The sequence below is a fragment of the Citrobacter sp. Cpo148 genome, from assembly GCF_030332375.1.
GTDB classification, from domain to species: Bacteria; Pseudomonadota; Gammaproteobacteria; order Enterobacterales; family Enterobacteriaceae; genus Citrobacter; species Citrobacter portucalensis.
Map to the genome: position 1 here is coordinate 417480 of NZ_JAOWHY010000043.1, position 15451 is coordinate 432930.

General features: G+C 53.3%; 13 protein-coding genes and 1 pseudogene. 9 read left to right on the top strand and 5 right to left on the bottom strand.

Going from position 1 to position 15451, the window contains the following annotated elements; genetic code table 11:
- Genes OGY10_RS11940 through OGY10_RS11955 form a run of 4 tightly spaced genes read left to right on the top strand, consistent with a single transcriptional unit; the run spans position 1 to position 4333 of the window.
- Entirely contained in the window at positions 1-1206 is a 1206-nt protein-coding gene (locus OGY10_RS11940; protein ID WP_286576785.1) for an acetyl-CoA C-acetyltransferase, read from the top strand.
- Positions 1196-2119, top strand: coding sequence for a 3-hydroxyacyl-CoA dehydrogenase family protein (locus tag OGY10_RS11945; protein WP_286576786.1), 924 nt, complete (start codon positions 1196-1198; stop codon positions 2117-2119). Before OGY10_RS11940 ends, OGY10_RS11945 begins: the two co-directional genes overlap by 11 nt.
- A 37-nt stretch (positions 2120-2156) precedes the next feature.
- Positions 2157-3551: a GntP family permease gene (locus tag OGY10_RS11950; protein WP_216350547.1), complete on the top strand. Its 1395-nt coding sequence runs from the start codon at positions 2157-2159 to the stop codon at positions 3549-3551.
- An 11-nt stretch (positions 3552-3562) separates the two neighbouring features.
- On the top strand, positions 3563-4333 hold the full coding sequence (locus OGY10_RS11955; RefSeq protein ID WP_204191679.1) for a 3-hydroxybutyrate dehydrogenase: 771 nt from the start codon (positions 3563-3565) through the stop codon (positions 4331-4333).
- Positions 4334-4417: 84 nt separating this feature from the next.
- On the opposite strand, the gene OGY10_RS11960 is transcribed toward OGY10_RS11955, so the two are convergent.
- Positions 4418-4849 (bottom strand): OsmC family protein, encoded by a 432-nt coding sequence (locus tag OGY10_RS11960; RefSeq protein ID WP_286576788.1) that lies wholly within the window; start codon positions 4847-4849, stop codon positions 4418-4420.
- Positions 4850-5076: 227 nt separating this feature from the next.
- On the opposite strand from OGY10_RS11960, the gene sra reads away from it, so the two are divergent.
- The 5 genes from sra (at position 5077) to OGY10_RS11985 (ending at position 9902) form a co-directional block, all read left to right on the top strand.
- Positions 5077-5217: a stationary-phase-induced ribosome-associated protein gene (sra, locus tag OGY10_RS11965; RefSeq protein WP_003833009.1), complete on the top strand. Its 141-nt coding sequence runs from the start codon at positions 5077-5079 to the stop codon at positions 5215-5217.
- Between the two features lie 179 nt (positions 5218-5396).
- Entirely contained in the window at positions 5397-7094 is a 1698-nt protein-coding gene (gene maeA, locus OGY10_RS11970) for a malate dehydrogenase (protein WP_003833011.1), read from the top strand.
- Between the two features lie 309 nt (positions 7095-7403).
- Entirely contained in the window at positions 7404-9119 is a 1716-nt protein-coding gene (locus OGY10_RS11975) for an ABC-F family ATP-binding cassette domain-containing protein (RefSeq protein ID WP_060682195.1), read from the top strand.
- Positions 9120-9339: 220 nt separating this feature from the next.
- Complete coding sequence (locus OGY10_RS11980) at positions 9340-9618, top strand: type II toxin-antitoxin system RelE/ParE family toxin (protein WP_060683726.1); 279 nt, start codon at positions 9340-9342, stop codon at positions 9616-9618.
- The gene (locus OGY10_RS11985) at positions 9618-9902 is read left to right on the top strand and encodes a HigA family addiction module antitoxin (RefSeq protein ID WP_003833018.1); all 285 of its coding nucleotides are present in this window, start codon (positions 9618-9620) and stop codon (positions 9900-9902) included. Before OGY10_RS11980 ends, OGY10_RS11985 begins: the two co-directional genes overlap by 1 nt.
- 41 nt (positions 9903-9943) lie before the next feature.
- Here the strand turns inward: OGY10_RS11985 and OGY10_RS11990 are convergent.
- From OGY10_RS11990 to fdnG, 4 genes and pseudogenes are all read right to left on the bottom strand, one after another.
- A pseudogene (locus tag OGY10_RS11990) lies at positions 9944-10544 on the bottom strand (inorganic diphosphatase); the annotation flags it as partial.
- Positions 10545-10673: 129 nt separating this feature from the next.
- Entirely contained in the window at positions 10674-11330 is a 657-nt protein-coding gene (fdnI, locus tag OGY10_RS11995) for a formate dehydrogenase-N subunit gamma (RefSeq protein WP_003020054.1), read from the bottom strand.
- On the bottom strand, positions 11323-12207 hold the full coding sequence (gene fdnH, locus OGY10_RS12000) for a formate dehydrogenase N subunit beta (RefSeq protein WP_003833024.1): 885 nt from the start codon (positions 12205-12207) through the stop codon (positions 11323-11325). Before fdnH ends, fdnI begins: the two co-directional genes overlap by 8 nt.
- Before the next feature lie 13 nt (positions 12208-12220).
- Positions 12221-15268: a formate dehydrogenase-N subunit alpha gene (gene fdnG / locus OGY10_RS12005; protein ID WP_286576789.1), complete on the bottom strand. Its 3048-nt coding sequence runs from the start codon at positions 15266-15268 to the stop codon at positions 12221-12223.
- Positions 15269-15451 lie beyond the last annotated feature (183 nt).

The window sequence follows — 15451 nt, forward strand, 5'->3', positions numbered from 1 at the left end:
ATGCAGGATGTTGTCATTGTCGCGGCGACGCGCACCCCGATTGGCAGTTTTCATGGCGCGCTGGCACCACTTTCCGCGGTTGAGCTTGGTTCAGTGGTGATCCGTTCGCTGCTGGAAAAAACGGCTGTGGCGCCTGAGCAAATTGATGAGGTGATTTTAGGTCAGGTTCTGACTGCGGGCTGCGGTCAGAATCCGGCCAGACAAACGGCGTTACGGGCAGGACTGCCGGTCACCACGCCCGCGTTAACCATCAACTTGGTGTGTGGTTCGGGTCTGAAGGCGGTGCATCAGGCGGTACAGGCGATTCGCTGTGGCGATGCGCAAATCGTGATTGCCGGGGGCCAGGAGAGCATGAGCAATGCGCCCTATTATCTCGACGGCGCGCGGGCCGGTCTGCGGTTGGGTCATGCCAGTATGAAAGACAGCGTGGTGCATGACGGCCTGTGGGATGCGTTCAACGACTATCACATGGGTATTACTGCCGAAAATCTGGCGGATAAGTTCGTAATCAGTCGTGAGCAGCAGGACGCTTTTGCCCTGCACTCCCAGCAAAAAGCTGCCGCCGCCATTGAAGCGGGTCGTTTTAACGCGGAAATCACGCCGGTCAGCGTCCCACAGGGCAAAAAGCCGCCACGTGTGGTGGACCGTGACGAACAACCTCGCCCGGATACTCAGGCCGACAAGCTGGCGCAACTTAAACCGGCGTTTCGTCCGGGTAACGGCACGGTGACCGCCGGAAATGCATCATCCATCAATGATGGTGCCGCCGCGGTGATGTTGATGAGCGCCGCCAAAGCGGCGGAACTCAATCTGCCAGTGCTTGCCCGGGTGGCGGGCTACGCGGTTTCTGGCGTCGATCCCGCCATTATGGGCATTGGGCCGGTAGAAGCGTCACTCCAGTGCCTGAAGCGTGCTGGCTGGACGCTAAATGACGTGGATCTTATCGAAGCCAACGAAGCCTTTGCTGCGCAAGCGCTGGCGGTTGGCGAATCCCTGAACTGGGACAGCAACCGGGTAAACGTGAACGGCGGTGCGATTGCGCTGGGGCACCCGATTGGCGCATCAGGTTGCCGAATTCTGGTAACGCTGCTGCATGAAATGGCGCGTAGCAACGCAGCCAAAGGATTGGCCACGCTGTGCGTAGGTGGTGGTCAGGGGGTGGCGCTGGCGGTAGAACGTCCGCAGGGGGGAGCTCATGCAAAGTAAGCTTATCTGCGTTCTGGGCGCGGGGTTAATGGGTGTCGGCATTGCTACCCACTTCGCCCGTTTTGGTTACGATGTCTGGTTATACGATACCGATAGCAGCCGAATTGCAGAAATAAGCGCCGTAGCCGGCGGTATTCTGGATGAGCTGATTGTCACCGATCAATTTGCAATTGGTGAAAAAACGTCGGTCGTGGCTCGCCTGCACGGCACAACCTCACTACAGGATATTGCCGCATGCCGGTTACTGATTGAAGCGATCCCGGAGCGGCTCGAACTCAAACACGCACTGTATGCGCAACTGGAAGAGCTGATCGCGCCGGAGGCCGTTATTGCCAGTAATACCAGCGGCCTGCCGCCGGATGCGCTGGCAGAAAAACTCGCCCATCCTGAACGGTTGCTGATCGCCCATTTCTGGCACCCGCCACATTTTATTCCGCTGGTCGAAATTGTACCTGGCACCGCAACGAAGCCGGAGTATCTCCATGAATTGCAACAACAACTGATCGCGATGCAACTTGAGGCGGTGGTGCTCGACCGCGCAGCACCAGGGTTTGTTGGCAATCGACTGCAGTTTGCCCTGCTGCGTGAAGCGCTACATATCGTTAAAAGCGGCATCGCCAGCGCAGAAGTGGTTGATCAGGTGATGCGCGCCTCGCTCGGACGTCGCTATGCAATGGTCGGTCCGCTGGAGGCTGCTGATATGACCGGACTTTCTACGGTGCAGGACATTTGTCGGCATCTGCTTCCGGAACTGGCAACCGGCAGCGACATGATGTCGCTGGTCGCTGACAAGGTTGCCAACGGTAATACCGGTGTGCGCAGTGGTCAGGGTTTTTATCACTGGGATGATTCGCGCAAGGAATACATCCAGCAACGCAGGGAGCATCAGCTGCGATTTGCCCTGAAGCCATAACGTCTCTTTCTGTACCCCAATATAATAATAAGGAGTCATGATGAGTGTATTAATCGCCCTGGCAGCGCTGGGCCTGCTGATGCTGGCAGCCTATCGCGGATACAGCGTTATCCTGTTTGCCCCCATCGCGGCATTAGGTGCTGTATTACTCACTGAACCCAGCGCCGTCGGCCCTGCTTTCACCGGCCTGTTTATGGAAAAAATGGTCGGTTTTGTGAAGCTTTACTTCCCGGTGTTCTTGCTGGGGGCAGTGTTTGGCAAGTTAATCGAGTTATCTGGGTTTTCACGTTCCATTGTTGCCGCCGCTATCAACATTCTCGGCCGTCGCCATGCCATTCCGGTTATTGTGCTGGTATGTGCGCTGTTGACCTACGGCGGCGTATCGCTGTTTGTGGTGGCCTTTGCGGTGTATCCGTTCGCGGCTGAACTGTTCCGTCAGAGCAATATTCCTAAACGCCTGATCCCGGCAACCGTTGCGCTGGGTGCCTTCTCCTTCACCATGGATGCCCTGCCAGGTACGCCGCAAATCCAGAACATTATTCCGACCAGCTTCTTCGGTACCAACGCCTGGGCCGCACCGTGGCTGGGTTTGATAGGATCCGTATTTATCATCATTGTTGGTCTGGTTTATCTCGAACGTCAGCGTCGTAAAGCACAGGCTAAGAATGAGGGTTATGGCACTGAACTGTTAAACGAGCCGGAAACTCCGGATAACATTAATCTGCCGAACCCGATCATCGCGATCTCTCCGCTGATCCTGGTTGGGGTATTTAACCTGCTGTTTACCCGCTGGATCCCGCAATGGTATGGCGCCACGCATCAACTGGAGCTTCCAGGTCTCGCCAAACCGATTACCACCGAAGTCGGTAAAATCACTGCTATCTGGGCAGTGGAAGCGGCGCTGATTTCTGGGATCCTGCTGGTGGTGCTCTTCGGCTATCGCAACATTAAAGGTCGCCTGGCGGAAGGCAGCAGAACGGCGGTTGGCGGCGCGATCCTCGCGGCGATGAACACCGCGTCAGAGTACGGTTTTGGCGCAGTGATCGCCGCCCTGCCAGGTTTCCTTGTACTGTCAAAAGCACTGGCGGCTATTCCTGACCCGCTGCTCAATGAAGCTATCAGTATCACTACGCTCGCCGGGATCACCGGTTCGGCGTCTGGCGGGATGAGTATTGCCCTTGCCGCCATGTCTGACACCTTTATCGCGGCCGCTCACGCTGCCAATATCCCACTTGAAGTCTTTCACCGCGTGGCGTCTATGGCCAGCGGCGGTATGGACACCCTGCCGCATAACGGCGCAGTCATTACCTTATTAGCTATCACCGGTCTCAGCCACCGTCAGGCGTATGGCGGAATTTTTGCTATTACCGTCATTAAAAGTCTGGCCGTACTGTTTGTCATCGGCGTCTTCTACACCACCGGAATTGTTTAAGGAGAATCATCATGAACTTAACGGGAAAAACCGCCCTGGTTACCGGCTCGACCAGCGGTATCGGATTAGGTATCGCACAGGTGCTGGCGCAAGCGGGCGCCACCCTGATCCTCAACGGGTTTGGTGATGTGGATGCCGCCAAAGATGCTGTTGCCCAATATGGCAAAACACCAGGCTATCATGGCGCGGATCTGAGCGATGAAGCGCAAATTGTCGACATGATGCGCTATGCCGAGAGCGAATTCGGCGGTGTTGATATTCTGGTCAACAATGCGGGGATCCAGCATGTATCCCCGGTGGAAACCTTCCCGGTTGATAAATGGAACGCGATTATCGCTATTAATCTCTCTTCCGTTTTTCACACCACGCGTCTGGCGCTTCCTGGTATGCGCGCGCGAAACTGGGGGCGCATCATTAATATCGCTTCTGTTCACGGCCTGGTGGCTTCAAAAGAGAAATCTGCCTACGTAGCGGCGAAGCACGGCGTGGTGGGATTCACCAAGACCATCGCACTGGAAACCGCGCAGACGGGTGTCACCTGCAATGCGCTGTGTCCCGGTTGGGTGCTCACACCGTTGGTCCAGCAGCAGATCGATAAGCGTATTGCCGAAGGCGCAGAGCCTGAGGCTGCGCGTGACGCCCTGCTGGCGGAAAAGCAGCCGTCGCGCGAATTCGTCACGCCGGAACAGTTAGGTGAGCTGGCACTATTTCTGTGTTCAGACGGTGCGGCGCAGGTGCGCGGCGTGGCGTGGAATATGGATGGCGGTTGGGTAGCGCAATAACATCATCAGGTGCCGGATAAGACTGACTTACATCCGGCACAGTCGTAGGCCGGATAAGACGCAGTCGCATCCGGCGCGCCATGATTAAGACTTCAGCTGATATTCCAGCGTAATATCCGCGTTCAGTACCTGCGATACCGGGCATCCGGCTTTTGCTTTCTGGATGATGCCGTCAAACGTGGCGGCGTCTATACCCGACACGCTCACCTGGCTATGCAACGCGACTTTAGTTATCGCAAACCCGGCATCTACTTTATCCAGAGAAACATCGGCAGTGGTATCAATGGCATCTGGTGTAAACCCTGCTTCGCCCAGCATCAGCGAAAGTGCCATCGAGAAGCAGGCTGCATGGGCCGCGCCAATCAACTCTTCAGGATTGGTGCCTTTCACACCTTCAAATCGTGTATTAAACCCATACGGTTGCTGATTCAACACGCCACTTTCGGTCGACACAGTGCCTTTGCCGCGCTTAATGTCGCCTTCCCAGTGTGCCTGACCTTTCTTATGGATAGTCATTACCGCTCTCCTGTATTGTCGTCGGAGTTACTAGTATAGGACGGCTGAGAAAAAGCATGTTACATACGGGATAGTTCTCATTTGCCGCTTAAGCATTGACCTTTCAGATAAAATGACCGACCATCCAGAAAGCCGTTATGTTGAACATCGGCTTTAGATCAGGTTGTATTTCGTCCGTTCTCATACGGGCTCGCCCTTGAAACCAGTAACAGGATTAAGGAGTTAGAATGAAATCGAACCGTCAGGCCCGTCATATTCTCGGACTGGACCACAAAATCTCAAATCAACGTAAAATCGTGACCGAAGGTGACAAAACCAACGTGGTCAATAATCCTACTGGAAGAAAGCGCCGCACTGACGGCAAGTAGCCTTTCGCACGTCTGACTGAGTAACGAGATAAACACCATTGCAACCGCAGTGGTGTTTTTGCTTATAAAACCCCTTAACCCATTCACAATGCTTTATACTTCGCCCGTTTCCCTGGCGGACAGGCTACATACGATCATAAAGAGCGCCAGGGACGGTTATTCAAAAAAGAGTGAGTGACATGGAAAACGAAACCAAAAAATTGCGTTCCCTTTACATCCCCTACGCTGGCCCGGTACTGCTGGAATTCCCTTTACTGAATAAAGGGAGCGCCTTCAGTGTGGAAGAACGCCGTAACTTCAACCTGCTGGGGTTACTGCCGGAAGTGGTCGAGACGATTGAGGAACAGGCTGAACGCGCCTGGATCCAATATCAGGGATTCAAAACCGAAATCGACAAACATATTTACCTGCGCAACATCCAGGACACCAACGAAACCCTGTTTTACCGACTGGTGCATAATCACCTGGATGAGATGATGCCAGTTATCTATACCCCAACGGTCGGCGCGGCCTGTGAGCGTTTCTCTGAGATTTATCGTCGCGCACGCGGCGTGTTTATCTCTTATCAGAACCGCCACAATATGGACGATATCCTGCAAAACGTCCCTAACCACAATATCAAGGTCATCGTTGTCACCGATGGCGAACGTATTTTAGGTCTTGGCGATCAGGGGATCGGCGGGATGGGTATTCCAATCGGTAAACTGTCGCTGTATACCGCATGTGGCGGAATTAGCCCGGCCTATACTCTTCCGGTGGTACTGGACGTGGGGACCAACAATCAGCAACTGCTGAACGATCCGCTGTATATGGGCTGGCGCAATCCGCGTATCACTGATGATGAATACTACGAATTCGTTGATGAATTCATCCAGGCCGTGAAGCATCGCTGGCCGGACGTGCTGTTGCAGTTTGAAGATTTCGCCCAGAAAAACGCTATGCCACTGCTGACCCGTTATCGTGATGAAATTTGCTCGTTTAACGACGATATTCAGGGCACCGCGGCGGTTACTGTCGGTACGCTGATTGCGGCTAGCCGCGCGGCCGGTAGCCAGTTGAGCGAACAGAACATCGTCTTCCTCGGCGCAGGTTCCGCCGGTTGCGGGATCGCCGAGCAGATCATTGCGCAGATCCAGCGTGAAGGTTTAAGCGAAGAAGCGGCGCGTCAACGCGTATTCATGGTCGACCGCTTCGGCCTGTTAACAGACAAAATGCCGAACCTGCTCTCCTTCCAGACCAAACTGGTGCAAAAACGCGAAAATCTCCAGCATTGGGATACCCAAGAAGATGTGCTGTCGTTGCTCGATGTGGTCCGCAACGTTAAGCCGGATATCCTGATCGGCGTTTCCGGACAAACCGGCCTGTTTACCGAAGAGATCATCCGCGAAATGCACAAGCATTGTCCGCGTCCGATCGTCATGCCGTTGTCTAACCCCACTTCCCGTGTTGAAGCTACACCACAGGATATTATCGCCTGGACCGAAGGTAACGCGCTGGTTGCGACCGGTAGTCCATTCGCACCGGTACTGTGGAAAGATAAAATTTACCCAATCGCCCAGTGTAACAACGCCTATATCTTCCCGGGTATCGGCCTGGGTGTGATTGCGTCTGGCGCATCGCGCATCACTGATGAAATGCTGATGTCGGCGAGTGAAACGCTGGCGCAGTATTCACCGCTGGTGCTCAACGGTGAAGGTCTGGTGCTACCGGAACTGAAAGATATTCAGACCGTTTCTCGCGCCATTGCCTTTGCCGTCGGTAAAATGGCTCAGCAGCAAGGTGTGGCAGTGAAAACCTCCGCCGAAGCGCTGCAACAGGCTATTGACGATAATTTCTGGCAGGCAGAATATCGCGACTACCGTCGTACCTCTATTTGACGGTTTGCCCGGCGGCACACTGCTGCCGGGCGTTCAACACTTGCGCTTTTGCGTAACTTACGATTACACTTTCACCACCGATTAACATTCTGAAAAACAAAAGGAGGATACTTATGCTGTACTGTGAACGTTTTATCGTTTCACATGCTTTTGGCGATCGCCAGTGCTCAAGCGTTATCGGTATCGTGCTGCGATAACTTCTGCTTGAGCGAAGCTAACTTCTAAATCCCCTTCTCTCGGGCTTACCGGGTTATCGTCAGCGATGTTTGACGAGGCGTTTTCACGCCTGTAACTCTTGAGTAAGCAACAATGAGCACATTACTAACCGCACAATCCTTACACGTTGATACGGCATTCGGCACGCTATTCGACGATCTTTCCTTTACCCTGAAAAAAGGCGACCGCATCGGGCTTATCGGTTACAACGGCTGCGGTAAAAGCACACTGTTAAAACTGCTCGATGGCACGATCTCGCCCACCAGTGGGGCAATCGCGCAGGCGAATCACTGCCATCTCGCGCGTGTAGAACAACATCTACCTGACGATATACTGCCGCTTACGCTGCAGGAAGCCGTTCTCGCTCAACTTCCCGAGCATGAACGCGCAGCTCAGCAGTGGCGGGTTGAAGCACTGCTTGCCGAAATGGGTTTTACACCAGAGAATTTATCTCTGACTGCGCAAACATTGAGCGGTGGCCAGCACACGCGCTTGCTATTAGCGCGGGCACTGATGCGTAATCCTGACTTGCTGCTGCTGGATGAACCGGGTAACCACCTGGATTTGCCTACATTACTGTGGCTTGAGCAGTTCTTACAGAACTGGTCTGGCAGTTTTGTGGTGGTCTCCCACGACCCGCAACTGCTGGACGCGGTGACTCATGGAACCTGGATCTTGCGCGATCGCACTCTCCATGCGTTTGATCTACCCTGTAGCGCGGCGCGTCAGGCTCTGGCAGAAAGAGATGTCAGCGATGCTCTGCGCCACAAGGCTGAGCAAAAAGAGATAGACCGGGTGACTGCCAGCGCCAAACGGCTGGCAACCTGGGGGCGGGTCTACGACAACGAAGATCTCTCCCGCAAGGCAAAGCAGATGGAAAAACAGGTACAGCGCCTGAAAGAGGTGCAAACAGAAGTAACGTCAGGAAGTCAGTGGACACTAACATTGCAGGGTGATGCCCTGCGTGCAGATCGTTTGCTGGAGATGACCAATCTGTCTGTAGCCCCTGCTCCCGGTGCAGATACACTGTTTTCCATTGCCGGTATCCGGTTAAAAAGCGGCGATCGCGTGGCGATTGTCGGGCGTAACGGTTGCGGGAAATCATCGCTGTTAAGGCTTATCTGGCAACAGTTTCAGTCACAGCTGGCATCACCTTCACTGGTGTTACACCCGCGCGTTACCCTGGGTTATTACGACCAGACGCTGCATCAGCTTGCCGATAACGATTCATTGTTTGACGCGCTGGAAGCGTTTGCCCCGCAGCCAGAGATTCGCAAGATGGCGTTGATTAGCGCGGGATTTCCGTGGGTTCGCCATGCGCAGCGAGTCAGCACGTTAAGCGGCGGTGAGCGCTCCCGGTTACTGTTTGTTGGGTTGACGCTTGCGCGCTACAGTCTGCTGATGCTCGATGAACCGACCAACCATCTGGATATGGAAGGCAAAGAGGCGCTGGCAGAAACGCTACAAAGCTATAACGGCGGCGTGTTGCTGGTCAGTCACGACCGGCAGCTTATCAGCCAAAGCTGCAACCGGTTCTGGTTAATCGACAATGGCGAACTCAGTGAATGGCACGATCTGGATGCGGTCAATGCGCGTATTCGGGAAACGTCCGCGGAGATAACCGTTCCCAAAACGGTGGCTGAAGCGAAAACTGAAATAAGCGGTGACAGCGATAGATTGCTGGAACAACTTCTCGATCTTGAGCAGCGTCTGGCCGACGATCTCGCCCGCAAGCCGAAACATCAAAAACCGTTGTTACAGGCGCAATGGCGTAAAGAGATTGAACGTCTGAACGCACAACTGGAGTAATCTTTATTGCCGGATGGCGCAAGCTTATCCGGCCTACATCAGCAAAATGCGCGTGTAGGCCAGGCATCCGGCAATTCTTGCGTGACGCTTTCCAGTTATTCCCCTTCTCCCTTTTTCTTTTTGCACATTCGCCGCACAATTTTAAATATCGCAATCTTGGTGTTGCGTTTAACGGAACATTGATGGTAGTGTTCCTCTTGAAGGAACAAGGATGATACGGATGATCATGAACTTCAGGCACAAGGGATTGCGCGATTTGTTTCTTCATGGACGAACATCAGGCGTTATTGCGAAACATGTCCGACGATTACGACACAGACTTGCCGTTATTGATGCGGCAAGCAAGGTTACAGATATCAATATGCCCGGTTATAAGCTACATCCTCTGGTGGGTGAACGCGACGGCATATGGGCAATTTCTGTTTCAGGTAACTGGCGTATTACGTTTGAATTCGTCAATGGCGACGCGTACATACTGGATTACGAGGACTATCATTGATGAAGATGGCAAATCATCCCCGTCCTGGGGATATCATTCAGGAAGCGCTGGAAGAACTCAATGTCAGCCTGCGCGAGTTTGCCAGAGCTATGGAGATTGCACCGTCAACGGCAAGTCGACTATTAACCGGGAAAGCGGCTCTGACGCCTGAGATGGCGATTAAACTCTCCGTAGTGATTGGCAGTTCACCCGAAATGTGGTTAAACCTGCAAAATACCTGGAGTCTGGCAGAGGCCCAAAAAAGCGTGGATATTTCACGTCTGCGTAAGCTGGCGGTACAGTGATATAAATGCCGGATATACTTTTGTCATCCGGCATACCATTTATTGCTGCGGTTTTCTCTCTTTCCAGGCATCCCAGGCCTGTTTGATCTCTTGCTTTGCCGTAGCGGCGTCATTGAAACCGTTTAATTCGACCTTCTTGCGCCCTTCCGGCAGATCTTTGTACACGCGGAAGAAAGATTCCAGACGTTGAACTTCAATCTTGGGCAGATCGCTCAACTCTTTGATGTCGTCATAAGTGGGGTCAATTTTACTGGCCGGAACGGCGACAATTTTGTCGTCCTTTTCACCGCCGTCGATCATCTTCAGGACGCCAATAGCGCGCAGCTTAATCAACGTTCCCGGAGCAAGCGGCGCACGGGTATAAAAAATGACGTCCAGCGGGTCACCGTCACCGGCTAAAGACTGGGTGAGTGAACCGTAGTTGGCGGGATAGGCAACCGGCATTGACTGGAAGCGATCGGCAACGATAAAACCGGTTTTGGCGTCGGTTTCATATTTAATCATTCCACCTGCCGGAATTTCGGTTACGGCATAAAACTCTTCCGGGTTGTTCTCCGGCTGAGGAAATTCGAGGATGTTTTGCGCCTGAGCTGAAGCACAAAGAAACACGCTGACTGCGAGTAATTTTTTCACCAGATGCATTGTCTTTTAACTCTTCTATTATCGGAAAGACAACACCTTACGTTCAGCAGATGACAGAAACATGACGTTTTTTTGGCAAAAAAATGGCGCTACCGATGTAGCGCCATTGCGTAGAGGGAACATCAGGGATTAGTTAACCCCCTCCTCGCTCTCTTTTTTCGCTTCTTGTCTTTCAACTTCGCGATACCAACGTGGGTGATGTTTCTTCGCCCAGCGACGGCTCACTTTCCCTTCAACCATGCCTTTAATCGATCCTTTCACCCAGAATGCCATATACATATGGATGAGGATGGCGTGCATCAGGATAATCCCCGCAGCCGCATGGATCAGCAGGCTATAGCGCACGACCTGCATCGGGAAGAACTGCGCAAAGTACGGACGCCAGATAATGATACCGGTAATCAGCAGCACGAAAATCATGCTCATAATCGACCAGAACATCATTTTCTGCCCGGCGTTGTATTTGCCCACATCCGCCACTTTGTGTTCATTGCCTTTCAGTACTTCCACAATGTTTTTCAGCCACGGAATATCTTTCTTATCCGGGATGTTGTGGTGCACAAAGCGTACAAACATGAACATCAGCGCCACGAAGATCAGTATGCCGAAGAACGGGTGTAAAATGCGTCCCATCTGCGGCGTACCGAAGGTTTGCGTCAGCCATTGCAGAGTCGGGAAGAAAAATGAAATCCCCGACAGCGCTACCAGGAAGAAGCAGATCACCACCGTCCAGTGACAGGCGCGGTCGATAAACTTCGTGCGCACAATCATTTTCGACTTACTCATGATGATCCTCCTCGTCGTCGTCCACTTCCTTATTCGGACCAATACCAATGTAGTGGTAAATCAGTCCGGCGAAGGTGGCGATAAATCCGGCAGCGGCCAGCGGCTTCAGCGCCCCTTTCCACAGATTGATAGAGGTATCTATCTGCGGGTCTTTTGGCAGACCGTGATACAGTTCAGGCTGGTTGGCATGATGCAGAACGTACATGACGTGCGTGCCGCCCACACCTTCCGGGTTGTAGAGACCGGCATGTTCAAAACCGCGAGCTTTCAGTTTTGCCACACGCTGTTCGCCCATTTCCAGCATTTCCTGCTTGGTGCCGAAATGTATTGCCCCGGTCGGACACGTTTTCACGCAGGCAGGTTCCTGCCCGACGCTGACGCGGTCCACACACAGCGTACATTTATACACCCGGTTATCCTCTTTATTGAGGCGCGGAATATTAAATGGACACCCGGCAATACAGTAGCCGCAGCCAATGCAGTGCTCTGACTGGAAATCGACAATCCCGTTGGCGTACTGGATGATGGCCCCGGCAGACGGGCACGCCTTCAGGCAGCCCGGATCTTCACAGTGCATACAGCCGTCTTTACGAATCAACCACTCCAGCTTGCCGTTCTGTTCGGTTTCGGTAAATCGCATCACCGTCCAGGACTTGGCGCTGAGATCGGCGGGGTTGTCATAAACCCCGACGCAGTGGCCAACTTCATCGCGGATATCGTTCCACTCTGAGCATGCCACCTGACAGGCCTTACAGCCTATGCAGGTGGAAACGTCGATCAGCTTCGCGACTTCTGCTTTGTAATCACGGGCCTGAGGCGGCGGCGTGATGGAGTTTGTTGCGGACCGTTTGATGATGTCCTGCGTTTCCATAGACATATGTTCGCCTCCCTTACGCCTTCTCGATGTTAACTAAAAACGCTTTGTATTCCGGCGTTTGCGAGTTTGCATCACCGACATTCGGCGTCAGGGTGTTGGCGATAAAGCCTTTACGCGCGACTCCTTCAAAGCCCCAGTGGATTGGGATCCCAACCGTTTCTACCTGCTGACCGTTGACGTTCAGGGTACGCAGACGACGAGTGACCACGGCAACTGCGCGAATAAATCCACGTTTGCTGCTGACTTTCACGTGATCGCCGTTGTTGATCCCCTGCGCTGCCGCCAGCGTTTCGCTGATTTCCACAAACTGCTCCGGCTGGGCAATCGCATTCAACAATGCGTGCTTGGTCCAGGTATGGAAATGTTCGGTCAGACGATAGGTCGTCCCGACGTACGGGAAGTCCTGTTTCGTGCCCATACGGAGTTTATCCGCTTCGTACAGACGCGCTGCCGGGTTGGAGATCACATTCGGGTGCAGCGGGTTAGTGCCCAGCGGCGTTTCCATCGGCTCGTAGTGTTCCGGGAACGGACCTTCCGCCATCTTATCGATAGCAAACAGACGCCCCAGCCCTTCCGGTTGCATGATAAACGGATTGGTGCCACTGCCCGGTGCCGCGGTATTGAAGTCCGGGATATCGTTCCCCGTCCACTTCGTACCGTTCCACTGGATAAGCATGCGTTTTGGATCCCACGGTTTACCCTGCGGATCCGCCGAAGCGCGGTTATACAGCACGCGACGGTTCAGCGGCCATGCCCAGGCCCAGCCCAGCGTATTCCCGAGACCTGACGGGTCGGCGTTATCGCGATTGGCCATCTGGTTGCCCTGCTCGGTCCAGCTACCGGTATAAATCCAGCAGGATGATGACGTAGAACCATCATCGCGCAGCAGCGCAAAGCTGTTGAGCAACTGACCTTTCTTCGCAACCAGCACGCCGTTGGCATCATAGAGATCTTCCAGCGCATAGCCGTTGTTCTCTTTCGCCACTTCTTCGGAGTGCGGTTCGTCCGGCTGCTTATAGTTCCAGCTCATTTTCAGAACGGGTTCTACAGCTTTACCGCCTTCAGTGCGATACATGTCGCGCAGACGGTGGTAAATACCGGCCAGGATTTCTCCGTCGTTGCGGGCTTCGCCAGGGGCATCCTGACCTTTCCAGTGCCACTGCAGCCAGCGGCCGGAGTTGGCGATGGAACCGTCTTCTTCTGCAAAGCAGGTAGAAGGCAAACGGAAGACTTCGGTCTGAATCGACGCCGGATCAACGTCGTTTGATTCACCGTGGTTCTGCCAGAACGTTGAGGTTTCGGTCACCAACGGATCGATAACCACCAGATACTTCAGTTTGCTGAGGCTCTGCACCACTTTGTTTTTGTCCGGGAAGGACGCAACAGGGTTAAAGCCCTGACAGATGTAGCCGGTGACTTTCCCGCTATCCATCATGTTGAAGTATTTAATGACGTCGTAGGACTGATCCCACTTCGGCAGCCACTCAAAGCCCCAGTCATTTTCTTTCTGCGCTGCATTGCCGTAGAAAGATTTCATCAGGCTGACGAAGAACTTCGGATAGTTGCCCCAGTAGTTAACCTGATCGGCCAATGTCGCTTTTGGCGTGTTTGCGGCCAGATAGGTTTGCAGGTCTGTCTGTTTCTCTGACGGCAGCGTCAGGTAGCCCGGCAGGCTGGTAGAGAGCAGACCTAAGTCGGTTAACCCTTGAATGTTGGAGTGGCCGCGCAAGGCGTTGACACCGCCACCTGCCATCCCCATGTTGCCGAGCAGCAACTGGATCATCGCCATGGTGCGGATGTTCTGTGCCCCGACGGTATGCTGAGTCCAACCCAGCGCGTACAGGAACGTGGTGGTGCGATCGGCTGCACTGGTGGAAGCCAGCACTTCGCAGACTTTCAGGAAGTCTTCTTTCGGCGTACCACAAATGTTTTCCACCACATCCGGCGTGTAGCGGGAAACGTGCTGTTTTAGCAGGTTCCAGACACAGCGAGGATGGCTTAACGTTTCATCGCGTTTCGCGTAGCCGTTTTCATCGAACTGGTAGTTCCAGGACGATTTATCGTATTGGCGTTTTTTCGCGTCATACCCGCTGAACAGACCGTCTTCAAAAGCATAGTCATCCCGCACCAGCAGGCTGGCGTTGGTGTAATGCTTAACGTATTCAGCGTTAATTTTGTTGTTTTCAATCAGGTACAGCAAGACGCCGGACAGGAACGTAATGTCCGTGCCGGAACGAATTGGCGCATAGATATCCGCCACCGAAGCTGTACGTGTAAAACGAGGGTCAACAACAATCAGCGTGGCATCATTGTTGTTTTTAGCTTCCATCGCCCAGCGGAATCCCACCGGATGTGCTTCAGCGGCGTTACCGCCCATCACCATCACGACGTTAGCGTTTTTAATATCAACCCAGTGGTTGGTCATCGCACCGCGACCAAATGTTGGAGCAAGACTTGCTACCGTTGGTCCGTGTCAGACGCGCGCCTGGTTGTCTACTGCCAGCATGCCGAGTGAGCGCACAAATTTTTGCGTCAGCATGCCGGTTTCATTACTTGCCGCAGATGCACACAGCATCCCGGTTGAAAGCCAGCGGTTTACCGTTACGCCCTGCTCATTCTTCTCAATAAAGTTGGCGTCACGGTCAGTTTTCATCAGCTTCGCGATACGGGTGAATGCTTCATCCCAGCTGATACGCTGCCATTTGTCGGAACCTGGTGCACGGTATTCCGGGTAACGCAGACGGTTTTCACTGTGCACGTAATCCAGTAATCCTGCGCCCTTAGGACATAATGCCCCACGGCTCACCGGATGATCCGGATCCCCTTCAATATGGTAAATCGACTCTTTGGCGTTTTTTGCTCCATCTCCCAGGCTATACATTAATAGCCCGCAACCTACGGAACAGTATGTGCAGGTGTTTCGGATCTCTTTGGCGCGTAAAAGCTTATAGTTTCGCGCCTGAGCCAGTGCCATTTTGGGTGCAAAACCCAGAGCAGCTACTGTTGTTCCCGCCATACCGCCCGCGCAGATTTTAAAAAATTGTCTGCGGCTGACGTCCATTGCTTTCCTCTTTTTTGCAGGGATTCGTACAGGACATCTCTCAAATCGCGCCAGCGCGGCATAATTGAAAGATGACATGTACAACTTCGCGACGAAACTATCAGCTATATCCATATTTTTTTTGCGTCAAATCAATAACGAAACGGTTCCGCTACTAAATAGTGCACTTTGTTTAACCTTTGT